This is a genomic window from Dietzia cinnamea NBRC 102147 (assembly GCF_001571065.1).
GTDB lineage: Bacteria > Actinomycetota > Actinomycetes > Mycobacteriales > Mycobacteriaceae > Dietzia > Dietzia cinnamea.
The window spans coordinates 32,512-49,890 of the sequence record NZ_BCSW01000007.1 but is presented as its reverse complement, the minus strand read 5'-3'; the positions used below and the strand labels follow the sequence as shown (position 1 = coordinate 49,890).

The window sequence follows — 17,379 nt, the reverse complement described above, 5'->3', positions numbered from 1 at the left end:
ACCAGTCATCGCCGAGGTCTGCGATCCGGGGTCCTGTCAGGTGACGTGGCGTCCTCGACGCCAGCCGTCCTGCGGGTCTGCCGTGGTCGTCGACCACACGACACGATCCGAGGTCTGATCATGTTCCGTCACCACCCCAGAACCGCGCTGGCCGCGCTGCTCGTGACCGGCCTGGCGCTCGCCGGCTGCTCCCGCGGCGAGGCGCTCGAGAGCGGTGGCGCGGCCGAGCCCTTCGCCAACCCGGTCACCATCGCCAACTGCGAGCGCGAGGCCGCCTACACCGAGCCGCCGCAGCGCATCATCTCGATGAACGACCACGTCACCGAGACCCTCATCCAGCTGGGTGCGGGCGACCGGATCGTCGGGATGGGCTACGGCGAGCAGAACGATGTGCTGCCGGAGGTCGCCGACCAGTTCCACGCCATCCCCTCCCTGGCCGAGGAGTACCCCACCTGGGAGCAGATCGTGGACCTCGAGCCCGACCTGGTGGTCGCCGGGATGCGCAGTGCGTTCGACGACAAGGAGGGCCGCAGCCGCGACGCCCTCGAGGCCGCGGGCATCAACACGTTCCTGTTCTCCGAGTACTGCGGCGAGGGCTTCCCGGACCTGTCGATGCTCGAGACCGACTTCTCCCAGCTCGGCCGCGTCCTCGGCGTCGAGGACGGCGCCCGCGATCTGACGGACCGGATCACCGACGAGATGGAGGACGTCCGCGCGACGCTCGACGCCGCGGGCGTGACCGGGCTCCCCACCTTCTTCTACGACAGCGGAGAGGCCGAACCCACGACCATCGGCGGGGTGGGCATCGGCCAGCTCATCGGCGAATACGCGGGCGCGGACAACATCTTCTCCGAGGGCGACCGTCCCTACCTCAAGACCACGTGGGAGATCCTCGGCGAGCGCCGCCCGGAGGCGATCGTGGTGCTGGACTACGGAGCCACGAGCGCCGAGGACAAGATCGCTTACCTGCGCGCCCAGCCCATCATGGCCACCACCCCGGCGATGCGGGAGGACCGCATCGTGGTGGTTCCGTTGTCTGACTTCTTCGAGAGCTCGCGGATGACGACCTCCACCGAGGCGATCGCCCGCGAACTGCACCCGCACGCGTTCGGGCAGTGACATGACGTCGGTAGCCGAGAACCGTCGCACGGAGCACAGCCCCGACACCACCGACACGGTAGGCACCGCCGCGGCCACGGACCCGGTCGCCGCCTCCGTCCCGCCCGCGGTGCCCACCGGACGTCGCCCGCTCACGCTCATCTGCCTGCCGCTCGCGGCCCTGCTCGCGGTGTCGATCGCGGCGGGCGTCTCGCTGGGCTCGGTGTCCATCCCGATCGGAGACGTCTGGGCGATCGTCGCGCACCGCTTCGCCCCGGGCGCGTTCGAGCCATGGTGGACCGATGCCCGCGAGGCGATCGTCCTCGAGTCGCGACTGCCCCGCGCGCTCATGGCGGCGGCCGTGGGCGCCTCCCTGGCCGTCGCGGGCGGTGTGGCGCAGGCGGTGACCCGCAACCCGCTCGCGGACCCGTACCTGCTCGGGGTCTCCTCGGGCGCGGGCTTCGGCGTCGTCGCCCTCACTGTCCTCGGGGTGGGCGCCGGGATGTGGGGCGTGTTCACCCTGCCCATGGCCGCGTTCGTCGGCGCGTTGCTACCGCTGGCCGGAGTGGTGCTGGTGGCCCGCCGCGCCCACGACACCACCGCCATCGTGCTGGTGGGGGCGGCCATGACGATGGTCTTCGGCGCGCTCAACACCTTCACGCTGCTGGTGTTGGGCGACGACCACCAACTCGGCACGGTCATGCGGTGGCTCGCCGGCGGGTTCGGCGACGCCGGGTGGACGATGGTCTGGGCGCCGATCGCGATCCTCGCCGTCGCCGGCACGGTGGTGATGCTGTGCAGCCGCCACCTGGACCTGCTCCTCACCGGCGACGACGGCGCCACCGCCATGGGCGTCAACGTGCCGCGGTTCCGGATCCTCATGCTGCTGCTGGTCTCGCTGCTCACCGCGGGCGCCGTGGCGGTGTCGGGGACCATCGGGTTCATCGGCCTGCTCATCCCGCACCTCGCGGGCTTCCTCACGGGCCGGACGTCCGCGCGCCTGCTGCCCACCGCGGCGCTGCTCGGCGCCCTCGCCCTGGTCCTGGCCGACATCGCGGCCCGCTCGGTGCGCGAGGGCACAGAGCTGCCGGTCGGCGTCATCACAGGCGTCGTGGGCGGGCCCGTGTTCCTGGTGATGCTGTGGCGCCGCTACGGGAGGGCGTCGATATGACCACCCTCAGCGCGGACCGTGTCTCCGCCCGCCTGGGCGGCCGGCAGATCCTCGACGGCGTCGACCTCACCGTCACTCCCGGTCTGGTCACGGCCCTGGTCGGGCCGAACGGCAGCGGCAAGACGACCTTGCTGCGCGCGTGTTACCGAGCGCTGCCCACCACGGCGGGTCACGTCACCATCGACGGCGCGGACATCAGCTCGCTGCGCCGCCGTACGCTCGCCCGCGCGGTGGGGGCGAGCACGCAGGAGCCGGTCTCGCTGGGCGGCATCACGGTCCGCGAGTCGGTGCGCCTGGGCCGGACGGTCACCCGCGGGCCGTTCGAGCCCCTCGGCGCCGACGACTCCGCGGTCGTCGAGACCGTCCTCGCGCAGGTCGGGCTGACCGAGCTCGCCGACCGGGACGTGCTCGCCCTGTCCGGCGGGGAGCGGCAGCGGGTGTCGATCGCGCGCACGCTCGCCCAGCAGCCCGACGTCCTCCTGCTGGACGAGCCCACCAACCACCTCGACCTCCACCAGCAACTGTCGGTCCTGGCGCTGCTGCGCGAGCTCGCGGCCGGCGGACTTGCGGTGCTGCTCACACTCCACGACCTGCGGATGGCGACCGAGTACTGCGACGCCATCGCCGTCCTGCACCGCGGGCGCCTGGTCGCGACGGGCGCGCCGGAGGAGGTCCTGGACGCCGCGGTGCTGCGGGAGGTGTTCGGCGTGCGCGGCCAGGTACGGGCGGGGCCGGACGGTCGCCGCACCCTCGACGTGGTGGGGCTGGCCGATGCGTGACGGAGCGGTGGGTGGCGCGAGCGTGGGTGGGGAGCCGGTGGGTGACGACGGCGACGACGACGATCTCCGCACCCCCGGCACGGTGGCAGCCGCGTATGCGGGCGCCTGGGCCCTCCTCGGCGACTTCGCCCGCACCATCGAGCACGCCTCAACCGTCCTGCCCGGGGAGGTGCTGACGGACCCGCGGTGGCTGGCCCGGCGGGTGGAGGACACCGGCCGGCGCTGGAACCATGACGATCCGCGGGTGAACGGGACTTTGTGGTGGTATTCGGCCAGCTCAACGCTGGTCGCGGCGCCGCTGGCGATGCTGCTCGCCACCGGACGCGCGCCCGATCCCCGCCCGGGGCGGCTCAGCGTCTCGCTGCAGCCGAACGGCTATCTCCACTCGGCGCGGTCTGATCGACTCCTTCCGTCGGTCGCGGCGTTCGCCGACGCGCTGGTGGAGGCCCACAGCGAGGTGATCGCCGCCCTCGCGGAGGTCTCGGGCGCGGCACCGCGGGCGTTGTGGGCGATCGCCACGGACTCCATCGCCAACCGGGCGCTCGAGGCTGGCCGGGCCGCAGGCGACGAGAACCGCGGCGTCGAGCTCGCTCTCGCTGTGTGCAGGCCACCGCTGCTGCCGGCCCGCTACGTCGACGTGGAGGGCCCCGACCGGACGCGACGGTTCGTCCGCCGCAGTTCGTGTTGCCTCATCTATGTGGCGACCGACGGCGGCAAGTGCGCGAGCTGCCCGCGCCGCGCCCCGGACGACCGTCGGGCGGAGCTGCTTCGGCGAATGTAGCCCGCCCCACGGGGCCGGAACTCCCGGGTAGCGTCCCCTCCCGAGACGGGCCGCTGACGAGCTGGCTGGACGGAATCGCGGCAGCAGCAACCGGAGCGGTTTAAAAGCAGAACCCCGGCCGTGTGATCGGCCCTCCGAGGAGGACTACAGGGACGGGTCCGGGGTGTTCGACTCCAATAGTACCCAGCGGAGGCAGGTGTGACCAGCGCGAGCAACTGGGCGTTCTATGAGCGCCACTTCGCCCCGGCGCGGCTGCAGCACTATCTCGCCCGCGCCCAGGGCGATCACGTCATGGCGATGGAACTGTACCGGTGGAACGTCGCGATCTCCGGCGCCTTCTGGCAATCGTTCGCCTACTTCGAGGTGGCGTTCCGCAATGCTCTCGATGCGCGTTTGGCCGAACGTCATCTTGCGCTTGGACGTTCGGGCCATTGGGTATTCGACGACTTCCGAGAGCTGGGTCGCGACGGCAACGGAGTAGATAAGCACCGCCAGCCGTACAAAGACATCGCCGAGAGCATCGGCCGCGTCAGGCGAAACCGCAAGCCGCTGAACCCCGGCCAGATTATCTCCGAACTGCCGTTCGGGTTCTGGCACCAGATGGTCTCCCGCCGCCAGATGTTCCTCTGGCCCGATATCGCCGGCGCGTTCCCCCACGCACCCACGCGCGACCAGTCGACCATTCAGGACCCTGTAAAACGACTGCGCGAGCTACGGAACCGGATCGGCCACCACCACCGGGTGTGGTCGGAAGATGTGCAGGCTCGCTACGGCGACCTACTCAGCGTCGCGGGATGTATCGACCCCGCGCTGGCAGAGTTCATCAACAAACGTAGTCAGGTGCCTGGCCTACTCAGGTGGGAAATCTGACTTACTGATCGTGCGCAAAGCCAGGGTTTCGGTCTGCCCCGGGTGCACCTGGCCTTGCGACTCGCCCGACACCCACGGTGCCGCGCTCAGGTCCGACGGTAGTGGCCGATTCCTCGATAGTCACTCACACAGGCCGTCTCCCACTTGCCCGTCGGCTCCCTCTCCTTGTCATCGACGCTGAGTGCCCCCGACGATGTCGCCGCGCGAGTGGAGGCCCATCCCGCCCGAACGGGCCATTCTGACGGGCCAGGCGATCGGACGTAGCCGGGTGAGTGCAGCGCACGGCGCTGCGTCCCTCGGGCGGCCTCATCGCGGGGTCACATCTGCTCACGTTCCCCCAGGTCGCGTTCTCGCGACCCGAGCATTTGCGACCACTCGCCGAGGAAGGGCCCAGCCCACCGTGCGGCTACGGGCCGCCCGGCGACCCCGGGCGACCGGCCAGGTTAGGCGACCGGCCGGGTCAGGCGAAGGGCAGCCCGGGCACCAGCTCCCCCGCCAGCCCGGCGACCGCGCCGATCACCGTGATCGCGGGCGGCCCGACCCCCGCCTCCGCCGCCTGCCGCGCGATGGTCGCCAGCGTCCCGCGCAAGACCCGCTCCACCGGCGTCGAGCCGTTCTCGATCAGCACCGCCGGGGTGCCCCCGGGCATCCCCTCGGCCAGCAGCTCGGCGGTAATGGCCGGGAGGGTCGTCACCGCCATGAGCAGCACTAGCGTCGTCCCGGACCTGGCGAGCGCGCCGTAGTCCAGAGTCGACTGCGGATCGCCGGGCGGGACGTGTCCGGAGATCACCGACACTCCCTGCGAGAGCCCACGGTGCGTGGCCGGGACCCCGACGAGCGCGGGCACTGAGAACGCTGAAGTCACGCCCGGGATCACCGTGACGGGCACTCCTGCGGCCGTGCACGCGAGATGCTCCTCGGCGCCGCGACCGAACAGGAAGCTGTCGCCGCCCTTGAGCCGCACCACGGTCCGGCCGCGGCGGGCCTGCTCCACGAGGATCCGGTTGATCTCCTCCTGCGGGGTGGCGGGACCGAACGGCACCTTGCCCACACCGATCACCTCGATGCCCGGATCGAGCTCGTCGAGGATCGACACCGGCCCCAAGCGGTCGGTCACCACCACGTCCGCGCTGCGGACGGCGTCGAGGCCGGCCACGGTCATGAGCCCCGGATCCCCCGGCCCGCCGCCGACCAACACCACCCGGCCGGTGCACTCGATCTCACCCGTCATCAGGCCGTCGTCCCTTCTCTGCGTCGCAGCAGATACACGTCCATCACCCAGCCGAACTCGGCGCGCAGCCGCTCGCGGTGGGCACGCAGGTCACCCAGCACGTCGCCGACGCGGCCGGCCACCAGCGTCTCGCCGCCGTCGCCGAGGTTGCCGCCCCACCAGATGTGCCAGTCGGCCAGCTCGTCCGGCGGAGGCTCGGCGTTGAGCATCACCACCACGTTGTCCGCGCCAGCGGCCACCACCTCGCGCAGCCTCCGGCCGGTGGTCACGGTGACGGTGCCGCCGATCTCGTGCAGGACCAGTCGGTGCCGGGCGGCCAGGACCTGCAGCGCGGAGATCCCGGGCAGCACCTCCACGTCCAGCGCCAGGCGGCCGCGCTCGGTGATCCGGTCGAGAATCCGCAGCGTCGAGTCGTAGAACGCCGGGTCGCCCCACACCGGGATCGCCACGTCGCCGGGCCGCGCGGCGATCGCGCGCTCCCACGCCAGCGAGCGCGCCTCATGCCAGTCCTGAACCACGCCGAGGTAGTCACCGTCGGTGGAGGTCGACGACCACGAGCGGTCCCTCTCCGGATCGGGCACGCCCACCAGCTCCACGTCCGGGGCGTGCCGGGCGAGCAGCCGCGCGCGGAGATCGACCAACGCGTCGGCCGGGCCCTTCACGGCGGCGAGGGCATAGGCGCTCGCGCGCAGGGCCTCGGCGGCCTCGATGGTGATCTGGTCGAGCCCACCGGAGCCGATGCCCACCACGCGCACGCGCCGCTTCTCAGTCGCCATGGGAGTCCTCGAGATCGCCCTCGACGTCGAGGTAGACCTGCCGCATCTGATCCATGACCTCGGCGTTCGGCTCGGCCCACATGCCGCGGTCGGCGGCCTCGGAGAGTCGCTCGATCATCCCGCGCAGCGCCCACGGGTTGGACTGGCGCAGAAAGTCCTGCGTCTTCTCGTCGAGGACGTACTCGCGGGCCAGGGTGTCGTACATCCAGTCCTGCACCACGCCGGCGGTGGCGTCGAACCCGAACAGGTAGTCCACGGTCGCGGCGAGTTCGAACGCGCCCTTGTAACCGTGCCGCTGCATGGCGGCGATCCAGCGCGGGTTGACCACCCGGGCCCGGAACACCCGCCGGGTCTCCTCGGCCAGGGTCCGGGTGCGGATCGCGTCCGGGGTGGTGGAGTCGCCCACGTACGCGCGCGGCTCGGCGCCGGTAAGCGCGCGCACGGTGGCGATCATCCCGCCGTGGTACTGGAAGTAGTCGTCCGAGTCGGCGATGTCGTGCTCGCGGGTGTCGATGTTCTTGGCGGCGACCGCGATGCGCCGGTAGTTGGTGCGCATGTCGTCGGCGGCGGGCACCCCGGCCAGGTCGCGGCCGTAGGCATAGCCGCCCCAGCGGGTGTACACCTCGGCCAGGTCGCGGTCGTCGCGCCAGTTGCCCGCCTCGATGGTCTGCAGGATCCCCGCGCCGTACGACCCGGGCGCCGAGCCGAAGATGCGGGTGGTGGCCCGCCGCCCATCGTGGTGCTCGGCCAGGTCGGCGCGGGTGTGGGCGGCGACGTAGTTGAGCTCGTCCGGCTCGTCGAGCTCGGCGACCATCCGGACGGCGTCGTCGAGCATCGCGATGACGTGCGGAAACGCGTCGCGGAAGAAGCCGGAGATCCGGACCGTCACGTCGACGCGCGGGCGCCCCAGCTCCTCGGTCGGGATCACCTCGAGGCCGGTGACGCGGCGGGAGGCCTCGTCCCACTCCGGGCGCACGCCCAATAGGGCCAGCACCTCGGCGATGTCGTCGCCCGAGGTGCGCATGGCCGAGGTGCCCCAGATCGACAGCCCCACCGAGGCCGGGTAGGAGCCGGTCTCCTCCAGGTGCCGCTCGAGCAGCGAGTCGGCTATGGCCTGGCCGGTGTCCCACGCCAGTCGAGACGGGATCGCCCGCGGGTCCACGGTGTAGAAGTTCCGCCCCGTGGGCAGCACGTTGACCAGGCCCCGCAGCGGGGATCCCGAGGGGCCGGCCGGGATGAACCCGCCGTCCAGGGCGTGCATGACCGCGTCCAGCTCGTCGGCCGTACCGGCCAACCTCGGGACGACCTCACGGGCGGCGAAGCCGAGCACCTGCGCCACCTCGTCGTCGTCGCCCCCGGGACCGTCGCCACGCTCCCCGGCGTCACCGGACGCACCGGCCCGACGCACCTCGGCCAGGACCTCGTGCACCGCGGCCACGTCCCAGTCGCGCGCCTCCATGGCCTCCACCAACGCGCGCGCCCGCGCCTCCACGCGGTCGACCTCCTCGGTGGGCGCGCCCTCGGCCAGGCCGAGCGCGCGGCGCAGGCCCGGCACCGCGCCGGACTGCCCGCCCCATACCTGGGACGCGCGCAGGATGGCCAGCACCAGGTTGACGCGGGCCTCACCGTCGGGCGCCTGGCCGAGGACGTGCAGGCCGTCGCGGATCTGGACGTCCTTGATCTCACACAGCCAGCCGTCCACGTGGAGGAGGAAGTCGTCGAACTCCTCGTCATCGGGACGCTGCTCCAGGCCCAGGTCCTCGTGCATGTGCGCGGCCTGCATGAGGGTCCAGATCTGCGCGCGGATGGACGGCAGCTTGGCCGGGTCCATCGCGGCGATGTTGCCGTACTCGTCGAGCAGCTGCTCGAGCCGCGCGATGTCGCCGTACGACTCCGCGCGGGCCATGGGCGGGACCAGGTGGTCGACGATCGTGGCGTGCGCGCGGCGCTTGGCCTGCGCGCCCTCGCCCGGGTCGTTGACGAGGAAGGGGTAGATCAGCGGCAGGTTCGCGATGGCCGCGTCCGTGGCGCAGTCAGCCGAGAGGGCGGCGTTCTTGCCCGGCAGCCACTCCAGCGAGCCGTGCTTGCCGATGTGCACCAGCGCGTGCGCGCTGAAGCCGTGGGCCAGCCAGCGGTAGGCGGCCAGGTAGTGGTGGGACGGCGCGAGCTCGGGGTCGTGGTAGATCGCCACCGGGTTCTCACCGAAGCCGCGGGGCGGCTGGATCAACAGGACGACGTTGCCCGCTTGAAGGGTGGCCAGGACGATCTCGCCGGCGTCGTTGACGAACAGGGTGCCCGGCGCCTCGCCCCACGCCTCGACCATCTCGTTGCGCAGAGTCGCGGGCAGGTCGGCGGTCCAGCGCAGGTAGTCCTCGGTGGAGATGCGGACGTGGCTCTCGGTGAGCTGGGCCGTGGTGAGCCACTCCTCGTCCTGGCCGCCCGCGTCGATGAGGGCGTGGATGAGGGCGTCGCCGGCGGCGGTGTCGGTGGCGTAGGCCTGCTCGTCGAGGAACTTCGCGACGGGTCCGTCCGCCGGGCCCAGGTCGTAGCCGTCCTCGCGCATCCGCCGCAGGAGGCGAATGGTGGACGCGGGGGTGTCCAGGCCGACGGCGTTGCCGATGCGGGAGTGCTTGGTCGGGTACGCCGACAGGACCAGCGCGATCTTGCGGTCAGCGCGCGCGACGTGGCGCAGCCGGGCGTGGGCCACGGCGATCCCGGCCACGCGCGCGCACCGCTCGGGGTCGGCGACGTAGCGGGGCAGGCCGTCGGCGTCGATCTCCTTGAACGAGAACGGAGCGGTGATGATGCGCCCGTCGAACTCGGGGATCGCGATCTGGTTGGCCGAGTCCAGCGGGTTGACGCCGTCGTCCGACTCCGACCAGTCGTCGCGGCCCCAGGTCAGGCACAGGCCCTGCAACACGGGGATGTCCAGGGCGGCGATGCGCTCGACGTCCCACGCCTCGTCGTCGCCACCCGCGCTGGCGGCCCCGGGCGTGGTGCCGCCGGCCGCCAGTACGGTCACGACCAGCGCGTCCAGCGTGCTAAAGGCGTCGAACAGCTCGTCGGGCGCCGAGCGCAGGGAGCCGGCGAAGATCGGCACGCCCACCCCGCCGGCGGCGTCGATCGCGTCGGCCAGCGCGTGCGCGAATCCGGAGTTCCCGCTCACCTCGTGGGCGCGGTAGTAGAGCACGCCCACGCGTGGCCCGCCGCCCGGCCCGCCCGCCGAGTGGTCGACCTGCGGCGAGTGGTCGGTGTTGCGCGGTGGCTGGTCGACCCTCGGCGAGTGGTCGATTTCGTTCACGTTCTCCCAGGTCGCGTCCCGGGAATCGCCGCGTTTGTGACCACTCGCCGTGGAGTCGACGCCCGCGCCCACGCCCGGCGTTCCCGGCCGCCCCGGCATCCCCCACACCGGCACGCTCACCGGCGGCTCGAACCCGGCGCCGGTGAGCAGCACGGTGTCCGACAGAAAGGCGTGCAGCTGCGCGAGGTTCGTGGGCCCGCCCTCGGCGAGGTAGCGGTGGGCCTCGGCGGCGGTGCCGATGGGGACCGTCGACAGCTCCATGAGGTCGGCGTCGGGCGTCTGCTCGCCGCCCAGCACCACCACGGGCACGCCCGCGCCCAGGACGGCGGCGAACCCGTCGTCCCACGAGCGGCGCGAGCCAAGGATCCGCACCACCACCAGGTCGGCGGCCTCGATCAGCGCGGTTAGGTCGGCCTCGACGTCCAGGCGCGACGGGTTGCCGAGCGTGAACGCCGCGCCGGATTCGCGCGCGGAGAGCAGGTCCGTGTCGGAGGTGGACAGCAGTGCGATGTGGGGCACGTCGGAGCGTGCCGGGGCGTCATCAGGGGACGCCGAACGCCGGTCGGGGCGCATGTTCTTCTCCAAACCCTCGTGGAACATGTCGCCGTGGCCGGTCTCCTGGCTTCCGCATCAACGCCGCGCGACCGACCTTCCCGGGCTCCCGCCCAGTGGCCTCCGCCCCACGCGTGGGACGGACGAGGGTCGCGTGGCTCCGCGACTACAGTGGCGAGGGCCGCGCCGGCTTTTCCTCCGGCTTCCCGAGCACCACGGCACGGGCGAGCCTATCCGCCGACCGAGTCCGCCTTCGCCCTTGGTCCCCTTGCCTCGCCAAGGGGAGACAGATGCTAGCGAATGCGCTAGCATGGGATCGTGTCCAAGGCCGACAAGATCCGGGCTGCAATCGAGCGGAACCCCGGCTCGGTGGCCTACAGCGACCTGTACGCACTGTGCGTGCGCGCCTTCGGGGAGCCTCGCCAGCAGGGAACCAGCCACGCGGTGTTCAAGATGCCCTGGCAGGGAGACCCGCGAGTGAACATTCAGCGAGGCAAGAACGGCCAGGCCAAGCCGTACCAGGTCAAGCAAGTGCTCGCAGCGATCAAGAAGATGGAGGAACAGTCATGAGCGATATCGATCCCCGCCGCTACTCGTACCGAGTTCAGTGGTCGCCCGACGACGACGAGTACGTCGCCACCGTTCTGGAGTTCCCGTCGCTGTCCTACCTCGAGCAGGACCAGACCGAAGCACTCCAGGGTCTCGTGAAGCTGGTCGCCGATGTCGTGGATGACCTCACCGACGCGGGCGAGAAGGTCCCCCTCCCGTTCGCCGAACGCACCTACAGCGGCACCATCTACGTCCGCACCTCGGCGGAGGTCCACCGCCGTCTGGTGATGGAGGCGGCGGAAAACCACGTCTCCCTCAATCAGTGGGCGGCCCAGCGACTCGCCAGCGCGTAGCCCACCCCTACGCGATAGGGCGCCAGCCCAGCGCACATTCCTCTCAAGCCGTTTCGGCGTGACGGTTACAACATGGGCCACTCCGGCGGCGCTGTGCAAGTCCACGCTGATGCGTGTTTTCACTGTAAAGTTATGCCTTCAGCCGGTCGGCACGGCAGGGAGAAGGCTGTATGACATCGAGCTCGATCACGGACGAGGCTCGTCGGCTGCCTCGTGAACCCACGAGTCGATGGATATCCGGACTTGCCACCGTGGCAGCGGCTATCTGGCTCGGGGTCTTCATCTGGCAGATCGGGGTTCTTCCGCCGCGAGTTCCCACCCAGTTCGAATTCAGCGGGCCACCTACGAACTGGACGAGCAAGGCGAGCGCGCTCATCACCTTCGCACTGACGGCCGCCGTGATCACGCTCACTGCCCTGCTTTCCTCCCTTGTGACGCTACGGTCACCCCGGGCAATTAATGCCCCCAACCGGGACTAGTGGGCCGCTACCCCCTTGAGGCTTCGCAGGTTCGAGCGGCTTCTTCGAGAGGACCTCCTCCTGTTCGCGTCGGCCGCGCTGCTGTTCCTGGCCGTCGCCCAGTTCGGCATCAGCCTCGCCGCCGCCTCGCCGGAAGACGGGCTTCCGCCAGCGGCGCTGGTCGCCATGCTTGTCCCCGCCGCAGGATTGATCGCCGCGATCGCGCGTTTAGGCGGCGCCGGCGGCCGGTACAGCAAGCAGCCGGACTTGAACTAGCGCACCAGAGTCAGCCGGCTCTAGTGACAACTCGCCCGCAGAGTGCGGCGGCTCGGCGCCCGCGGCCCACCCGCCCGCCGGACCCGCGGCGACCTGTGCCCGAAAGCGCTGCGTCTGGGCCGCATACAAAACATCCTGCGACGTTCGCCCGCCTGATTACCCTCGGCACATGACGACTCCACTACCGCCGACCGCGGACGACTATTGGACCAGACTCGCTGCAAGTCATGGAGTCGGCCGAGAGGGTCAGGCGTTCTTCGGCGGCAGTTACGTACGAATGTCCATCCGCCACTTCAACACAATCGCCGGTTCTGGAGTGCTCGAGTCATTGATCGGTGGATCATCGAGCACCGGAGTCGAATTGTGGGGGCGTAAACACAAACACGATCATCGACCTGAGTGGTTCCACCTGGACATCGCGCCAGCGTTCAATACCTGGGAGACCGTGTACGAGCTCAGTCCGCCGGATGCCAACCTCGGCCCCGGCGGCATGGTTACCGGGTCAGAGCGCTCGGGTGGCCCCATGCCGCGGGCACACATCCAGCATCCGTCGAGCCTGATCTACTACGAACGGTTCCCGATGTGGGGCGGAATTCGGCACATCTCCGATGACTATCTCCCGGGGAGTGTTGACGTCCTCTGGCAGGAGTCAGCAGCGATGGGGACCGGCGAACCCGACTGGCACCGCTCGCCCACCCCTGGGCCTGTCGCGCGGATCAATCTCACCAACGGCGAGAACCCTGAGTTGGAAGGAACGGCGATATTCGACCTCCAGCGCCAGATCTGCCTCTTCTTCGAGATTCGGTACGCAGGCGAGCCCGACTATCAACTCGTCGTGGATGCCATGAAGACACACGGCACCTGGAGGGTGTTCACGGAGTTCGGCGAGCGGTCACCCGGGTCGGTGCCTCGCTGACGCTCGACGTGCACATCTCCCATCCAAGCAGCCGCCCCGTGGCCCGAGCATCGCTACCCCGGTGCACACTGTCCGGCGTGAGCATCTCCGAACCCCTCCGCCGGACCCGCGGCGACCTGTGCCCGGGAGTGTTGCGGCCGTGGCCGGCCTCCGATGGGGCACTGGTCCGCCTGCGCGTCCCGGGCGGCCGCCTCTCGCCGGCGTCCCTGGCCGCGGTGCACGGGGTCGCCGTGAGATATGGCGACGACGACGTGCACCTCACGTCACGCGCGAACCTGCAGCTCCGGGCCCTGCCGATCGGTCCGGACGGGCGGCTCCCCGGTGAGGTGGTGTCGGCGATCGCCGCGACCGGCCTCCTGCCCGCTCCCGGGCACGAGCTGGTGCGGAACGTGATGGTCTCGCCGCTGACGGGGTTGGGCGAGTCGCTCGGCGGGCAGGCCTTAGGCCGGGCGGACCTGCGGCCGGTGACCGATGCCCTGGACGCGGGACTGCTGGCGGATCCGTCGCTGGGCGGGCTGCCGGGGCGGTTCCTGTTCGTGCTGGACGACGGCTCCGGCGACCTCATCGAGCGCTCCTGCGACCTGGGCCTGGTCGCCCTGGATGCCGAGAGCGCGCAGCTGCGGGTGGGTGATCGGTGGTCGGAGGTGGTGCCGCTGGCCGGCGCCGCCGCCTGGCTGGTCGAGCTGGCCCGCGCGTTCGTGCAGGCTCGTGGCACCGGGCCGGACGCGCCGTGGCACGTGCGGGAGCTCCTCGCGCAGGCCGGTGCGGCGGCGAAGGCTGATCCGGCGGCGACCGCCCTGCCCCGGTCGCTGGTCCCGGCCGTCGATCCCGACCCTCGCCTGCCCCGGCCCGCGGATCCGCTGCCGTTCGGGCCGGTCCCCGGTTCGGCGGGCCGGATCGAGCACATCGAGGCACCCGGCGGCGTCCTGACCCCCGCCCTGATCGAGCGACTCACCGCGCCCGGGGTCACCGAGCTCGTCGTCACCCCGTGGCGTGGGGTTCTGGCCGTGCACGCGTAGGCTGCCAGCTGTCTCACGGCGAGGAACCCGGTGAGAGTCCGGGGCGGTTCCGCCACTGTGAGGCCCCTTGAGCGCGAGGGGCCCAGCCAGATACTCACCGGGGATCAGCGCCGCTCATGCCGCAGCGCTGCGACTTCTCACACCGGGGCGAGAACCCCGAGGAGGACCTGATGAGTGCTGCCCTGAGGCCGCCGCGTCGCTACGACTACGTCGACGACGGCCCGGCCATCTACGTCGACTCCTTCGCCACCATCCGGCGTGAGGCCGACCTGTCCGGCATCCCCGCCGATGCCGAGCGGCTGGCGGTTCGGATGATCCACGGCACGGGCCAGACCGATCTCACCGCGGACCTGCAGGTTCACCCTCGGCTCGTCTCCGCCGCCCGCGCGGCACTGTATGCCGGGGCGCCGATCCTCTGCGACGCCCACATGGTGGCTTCCGGCGTCACCCGCGCTCGGCTCCCGCGCGACAACGACGTGGTGTGCACGCTGAGCGAACCCGGTGTGCGCGACCTGGCCGCACAGATGGGGACCACCCGCTCGGCCGCGGCGCTGTCGCTGTGGGGCGACCGCCTCGACGGCGCGGTGGTGGCGATCGGCAACGCGCCCACCGCCCTGTTCCACCTGCTGGAGATGCTGCTCGACGGCGCTCCCCGCCCGGCGGCGATCGTCGGTTGCCCGGTCGGCTTCATCGGCGCGGCCGAGTCCAAGGCTGCGCTCGCCTCGTTCGCCAGCGACCACGGCATCGACATCCCCTTCGTCACCGTCCACAGCCGGCGCGGCGGTTCGGCCATGACCGCTTCCGCGCTCAACGCACTGGCGCAGGAGCAGGAGTGAGCGGCCGCCTGTACGGGGTGGGCGTGGGCCCCGGCGATCCCGAATTGCTCACGCTCAAGGCCGCCCGGCTCATCGGCGCCGCCGACGTCGTCGCCTTCCACGCCGGCCGCGGCAAGGAGTCCAACGCGCGCCGCATCGCCGCCGACCTGATCCCTGCCCACGCCATCGAGGAACGACTTGAGTACCCGGTGACCACGGGCTCCACCGACCACCCGGGCGGGTACGCGGGCGCGATCGCAGACTTCTACGAGCGCAGCGCCGCGCGGTTGGCCGAGCACCTGGTCGCCGGCCGCGACGTCGTGCTGCTCTCCGAGGGTGACCCGCTGTTCTACGGGTCCTTCATGTACATGCACGACCGACTCGCTCCTCGGTTCGAGATCGAGATCGTGCCCGGCGTGCCGGCCTTCGCCGCCGCGACCGCCACCGCCGCCACTCCCCTGGTCCGCCAGACCGACGTTCTCACTGTTCTGCCCGGGACGCTGCCCGAGCCCGAGCTCGCCCGCCGCTTGGCCGACACCGACGGCGCGATCATCATGAAGCTCGGCCGAAACTTCCCCGCCGTCCGCCGGGCGCTGGAGGCCGCCGGCCGCGTCGACGGGGCGGTGTACGTCGAGCGCGCCTCGATGACCGCCGAGCAGTTCCACGCCGTGGCCGACGTCGACCCGGATTCGGTCCCCTACTTCTCGCTCATCGTGGTCCCCGGCGATTCGCGCCACGAGGACCCGACCGGGCGTCGCGGGGTTCCCTTGTCCAGCACCACCGCGGCAGTCTCCGTGCCCGCCGCGCCCGCCTCATCGACGGCTGACGGCGGCCCGATGGTCCACGTTCTGGGTCTGGGTCCCGGCCCCGACTGCTGGATCACCCCCGAGGTCACCGAGGTGTTGTCGCAGGTCGAACACATCGTCGGCTACGCCCCGTACGTCAACCGCGTCCCCCAGCGAGTCGGCCTCACCCGGCACGCCTCGGGCAACACCGTCGAGGTGGACCGGGCACGGTTCGCCCTCGATCTGGCGCTGGCCGGCGAGCGGGTCGCGGTGGTCTCCGGTGGCGACGCGGGCGTGTTCGGTATGGCCTCGGCCGTGTTCGAGGCCGCCGAGGATCCTGCGTACGCCGAGATCGACATCCGCGTCGCGCCCGGCGTCTCGGCAGTCCAGGCGGTGGCCGCCCGTGCGGGTGCGCCGATCGGCGCCGACTTCGCGGTGGTGAGCCTGTCTGACCGGCTCAAGCCGTGGTCCGTGGTCGAGCGTCGCCTTGACGCGATCGCTGCTGCGGATCTGGTGCTCGCGATCTACAACCCGGCCTCCCGCTCGCGCACCCACCAGGTGGCCGAGGCCCGCGAGGTACTGCTGCGTCACCGCGATCCCGCCACGCCGGTCGTCGTAGGCCGCGACGTCGGACGGGCCGAGGAGTCGCTCACGGTCACGACGCTCGGCAAGCTCGACTGCGCCTCGATCGACATGAAGTGCCTGCTCCTCGTGGGCGCGTCAGGAACCCGGCTCACCGAATCCGGGCGAGCGTGGAGCCCGAGGTTCGTCCGCGCATGAACTCAGCCCCTGGCCACCCGCCCCAGCCGCACTCCGGCGCCCTCGACGCCGCTGGCCAGCCGGCCGATCGCGACGCAGAGGCGCTGTGGCGCATCCTGACGACCCGTCGGGATCACCGCCACTTTCTCTCCGACCCGGTCCCTCGGGAGACCATCGAGCGACTGCTCGAGGTCTTCGACGTGGCGCCAAGCGTGGGCCTGAGTCAACCGTGGCACGTGACCGTGGTCCAGGACCGAGGGGCACGCGAGGCTATTCACGCGGGATTCCGTGAGGTTCGCGCCGCCGAGTCCCAGCGGTTCGAGGGCGAGCGCCGTCGCCTCTACAATTCGCTCCGCCTCGAGGGAATTCTGGAAGCCCCGGTCGGACTGATCGTCAGCCACCTACCACCCGCCGGCCCCACGCTGGGCACGACCAGCATGCCGACCGCGTCCGAGTACAGCGTGGTCTCGGCCATCACCCTGCTCTGGCTCGCGGTAACCGCCGAGGGCCTGGGCATGGGATGGGTGAGTCTCGTCGACCCCGCCCACCTCGGCAGCGCCGTCCCTCTGCCTGCCAGCGCTCGCCCGCTCGCTTACCTGTGCATCGGGCGCCCGGCACTGGACCTGCCAGAACCACTGCTGCAGACGGTCGGGTGGGGGCAGCACAAGGCGCTATCCGTCGAATGGATCTGAGTACTTACTCAACCCCATCGGCAGCCGGAGCCGTCGATGAGACAGAAGCGACCGCCCAGTCAATAGGATGTGCATCTGTTGTCCGGTTAGGCTACGAAAGAGGATGTTACTCATCCCCGTGACCCCCGATGAAGCCTCGGAGGCACCGAGGCAGGGACCATTAGCTCGGCCGTTGAACCCAAACTTCGTATCGCCGGA

17 protein-coding genes and 2 riboswitches are annotated in these 17,379 nt (G+C 71.0%); of the genes, 14 read left to right on the top strand and 3 right to left on the bottom strand.

Annotated elements, in window-relative coordinates:
- Positions 1 to 120: 120 nt before the first annotated feature.
- The 5 genes from DCI01S_RS04450 (at position 121) to DCI01S_RS04430 (ending at position 4,699) form a co-directional block, all read left to right on the top strand.
- Positions 121 to 1,119 carry an ABC transporter substrate-binding protein gene (locus DCI01S_RS04450; RefSeq protein WP_061228134.1) on the top strand — a complete coding sequence of 333 codons (999 nt, stop codon included), beginning with the start codon at positions 121 to 123 and terminating at the stop codon, positions 1,117 to 1,119.
- 1 nt (position 1,120) lies between these two features.
- The gene (locus DCI01S_RS04445) at positions 1,121 to 2,269 is read left to right on the top strand and encodes a FecCD family ABC transporter permease (RefSeq protein ID WP_082767639.1); all 1,149 of its coding nucleotides are present in this window, start codon (positions 1,121 to 1,123) and stop codon (positions 2,267 to 2,269) included.
- Positions 2,266 to 3,048 (top strand): ABC transporter ATP-binding protein, encoded by a 783-nt coding sequence (locus DCI01S_RS04440; RefSeq protein ID WP_061228133.1) that lies wholly within the window; start codon positions 2,266 to 2,268, stop codon positions 3,046 to 3,048. Before DCI01S_RS04445 ends, DCI01S_RS04440 begins: the two co-directional genes overlap by 4 nt.
- Complete coding sequence (locus DCI01S_RS04435) at positions 3,041 to 3,829, top strand: (2Fe-2S)-binding protein (protein WP_061228132.1); 789 nt, start codon at positions 3,041 to 3,043, stop codon at positions 3,827 to 3,829. The genes DCI01S_RS04440 and DCI01S_RS04435 overlap by 8 nt, the downstream gene beginning before the upstream one ends.
- A 198-nt stretch (positions 3,830 to 4,027) precedes the next feature.
- A complete protein-coding gene (locus DCI01S_RS04430; RefSeq protein ID WP_061228131.1) occupies positions 4,028 to 4,699 on the top strand; it encodes an Abi family protein in 672 nt (223 codons plus the stop codon).
- A 460-nt stretch (positions 4,700 to 5,159) separates the two neighbouring features.
- Here DCI01S_RS04430 and cobA read toward each other — a convergent pair whose 3' ends face one another.
- From cobA to cobN, 3 genes are all read right to left on the bottom strand, one after another.
- A complete protein-coding gene (gene cobA / locus DCI01S_RS04425) occupies positions 5,160 to 5,930 on the bottom strand; it encodes a uroporphyrinogen-III C-methyltransferase (RefSeq protein ID WP_061228130.1) in 771 nt (256 codons plus the stop codon).
- Complete coding sequence (gene cobF, locus DCI01S_RS04420; RefSeq protein ID WP_061228129.1) at positions 5,930 to 6,706, bottom strand: precorrin-6A synthase (deacetylating); 777 nt, start codon at positions 6,704 to 6,706, stop codon at positions 5,930 to 5,932. The genes cobA and cobF overlap by 1 nt, the downstream gene beginning before the upstream one ends.
- Positions 6,696 to 10,607, bottom strand: a complete 3,912-nt coding sequence (gene cobN, locus DCI01S_RS04415; RefSeq protein ID WP_438356733.1) for a cobaltochelatase subunit CobN — start codon at positions 10,605 to 10,607, stop codon at positions 6,696 to 6,698. Before cobN ends, cobF begins: the two co-directional genes overlap by 11 nt.
- A riboswitch (cobalamin riboswitch) is annotated at positions 10,599 to 10,792 on the bottom strand. It overlaps the preceding gene by 9 nt.
- Before the next feature lie 85 nt (positions 10,793 to 10,877).
- Between cobN and DCI01S_RS04410 the strand changes: the two genes are divergently transcribed.
- The 9 genes from DCI01S_RS04410 to bluB all read left to right on the top strand — a co-directional run bounded on the left by DCI01S_RS04410 (position 10,878) and on the right by bluB (position 17,181).
- Positions 10,878 to 11,129: a hypothetical protein gene (locus tag DCI01S_RS04410; RefSeq protein WP_007632679.1), complete on the top strand. Its 252-nt coding sequence runs from the start codon at positions 10,878 to 10,880 to the stop codon at positions 11,127 to 11,129.
- On the top strand, positions 11,126 to 11,461 hold the full coding sequence (locus DCI01S_RS04405; RefSeq protein WP_007632678.1) for a type II toxin-antitoxin system HicB family antitoxin: 336 nt from the start codon (positions 11,126 to 11,128) through the stop codon (positions 11,459 to 11,461). The genes DCI01S_RS04410 and DCI01S_RS04405 overlap by 4 nt, the downstream gene beginning before the upstream one ends.
- Before the next feature lie 170 nt (positions 11,462 to 11,631).
- On the top strand, positions 11,632 to 11,940 hold the full coding sequence (locus DCI01S_RS18125) for a DUF1648 domain-containing protein (protein WP_156482543.1): 309 nt from the start codon (positions 11,632 to 11,634) through the stop codon (positions 11,938 to 11,940).
- 15 nt (positions 11,941 to 11,955) lie between these two features.
- The gene (locus DCI01S_RS04400; RefSeq protein ID WP_061228128.1) at positions 11,956 to 12,195 is read left to right on the top strand and encodes a hypothetical protein; all 240 of its coding nucleotides are present in this window, start codon (positions 11,956 to 11,958) and stop codon (positions 12,193 to 12,195) included.
- 169 nt (positions 12,196 to 12,364) lie between these two features.
- Complete coding sequence (locus tag DCI01S_RS17120) at positions 12,365 to 13,111, top strand: hypothetical protein (protein WP_156482542.1); 747 nt, start codon at positions 12,365 to 12,367, stop codon at positions 13,109 to 13,111.
- 77 nt (positions 13,112 to 13,188) lie between these two features.
- Positions 13,189 to 14,130, top strand: a complete 942-nt coding sequence (locus DCI01S_RS04390) for a ferredoxin-like domain-containing protein (RefSeq protein ID WP_156482541.1) — start codon at positions 13,189 to 13,191, stop codon at positions 14,128 to 14,130.
- Between the two features lie 20 nt (positions 14,131 to 14,150).
- Positions 14,151 to 14,226: riboswitch (cobalamin riboswitch) on the top strand.
- Between the two features lie 74 nt (positions 14,227 to 14,300).
- Positions 14,301 to 14,966 (top strand): precorrin-8X methylmutase, encoded by a 666-nt coding sequence (locus tag DCI01S_RS04385; RefSeq protein ID WP_061228177.1) that lies wholly within the window; start codon positions 14,301 to 14,303, stop codon positions 14,964 to 14,966.
- Positions 14,963 to 16,510, top strand: a complete 1,548-nt coding sequence (locus DCI01S_RS04380) for a precorrin-2 C(20)-methyltransferase (RefSeq protein WP_061228126.1) — start codon at positions 14,963 to 14,965, stop codon at positions 16,508 to 16,510. Before DCI01S_RS04385 ends, DCI01S_RS04380 begins: the two co-directional genes overlap by 4 nt.
- Complete coding sequence (bluB, locus tag DCI01S_RS04375) at positions 16,507 to 17,181, top strand: 5,6-dimethylbenzimidazole synthase (protein ID WP_082767643.1); 675 nt, start codon at positions 16,507 to 16,509, stop codon at positions 17,179 to 17,181. Before DCI01S_RS04380 ends, bluB begins: the two co-directional genes overlap by 4 nt.
- Positions 17,182 to 17,379: the final 198 nt, after the last annotated feature.

What these genes read in the sequence shown, in the direction of transcription:
- cobA (WP_061228130.1), bottom strand. Translation starts at nt 5,930, where the DNA reads ATGACGGGTGAGATCGAGTGCACCGGCCGGGTGGTGTTGGTCGGCGGC.
- DCI01S_RS17120 (WP_156482542.1), top strand. Translation starts at nt 12,365, where the DNA reads ATGACGACTCCACTACCGCCGACCGCGGACGACTATTGGACCAGACTC.
- DCI01S_RS18125 (WP_156482543.1), top strand. Translation starts at nt 11,632, where the DNA reads ATGACATCGAGCTCGATCACGGACGAGGCTCGTCGGCTGCCTCGTGAA.
- DCI01S_RS04440 (WP_061228133.1), top strand. Translation starts at nt 2,266, where the DNA reads ATGACCACCCTCAGCGCGGACCGTGTCTCCGCCCGCCTGGGCGGCCGG.
- DCI01S_RS04445 (WP_082767639.1), top strand. Translation starts at nt 1,121, where the DNA reads ATGACGTCGGTAGCCGAGAACCGTCGCACGGAGCACAGCCCCGACACC.
- cobN (WP_438356733.1), bottom strand. Translation starts at nt 10,607, where the DNA reads ATGTTCCACGAGGGTTTGGAGAAGAACATGCGCCCCGACCGGCGTTCG.
- DCI01S_RS04385 (WP_061228177.1), top strand. Translation starts at nt 14,301, where the DNA reads ATGAGTGCTGCCCTGAGGCCGCCGCGTCGCTACGACTACGTCGACGAC.
- cobF (WP_061228129.1), bottom strand. Translation starts at nt 6,706, where the DNA reads ATGGCGACTGAGAAGCGGCGCGTGCGCGTGGTGGGCATCGGCTCCGGT.
- DCI01S_RS04450 (WP_061228134.1), top strand. Translation starts at nt 121, where the DNA reads ATGTTCCGTCACCACCCCAGAACCGCGCTGGCCGCGCTGCTCGTGACC.
- DCI01S_RS04435 (WP_061228132.1), top strand. Translation starts at nt 3,041, where the DNA reads ATGCGTGACGGAGCGGTGGGTGGCGCGAGCGTGGGTGGGGAGCCGGTG.
- bluB (WP_082767643.1), top strand. Translation starts at nt 16,507, where the DNA reads ATGAACTCAGCCCCTGGCCACCCGCCCCAGCCGCACTCCGGCGCCCTC.
- DCI01S_RS04405 (WP_007632678.1), top strand. Translation starts at nt 11,126, where the DNA reads ATGAGCGATATCGATCCCCGCCGCTACTCGTACCGAGTTCAGTGGTCG.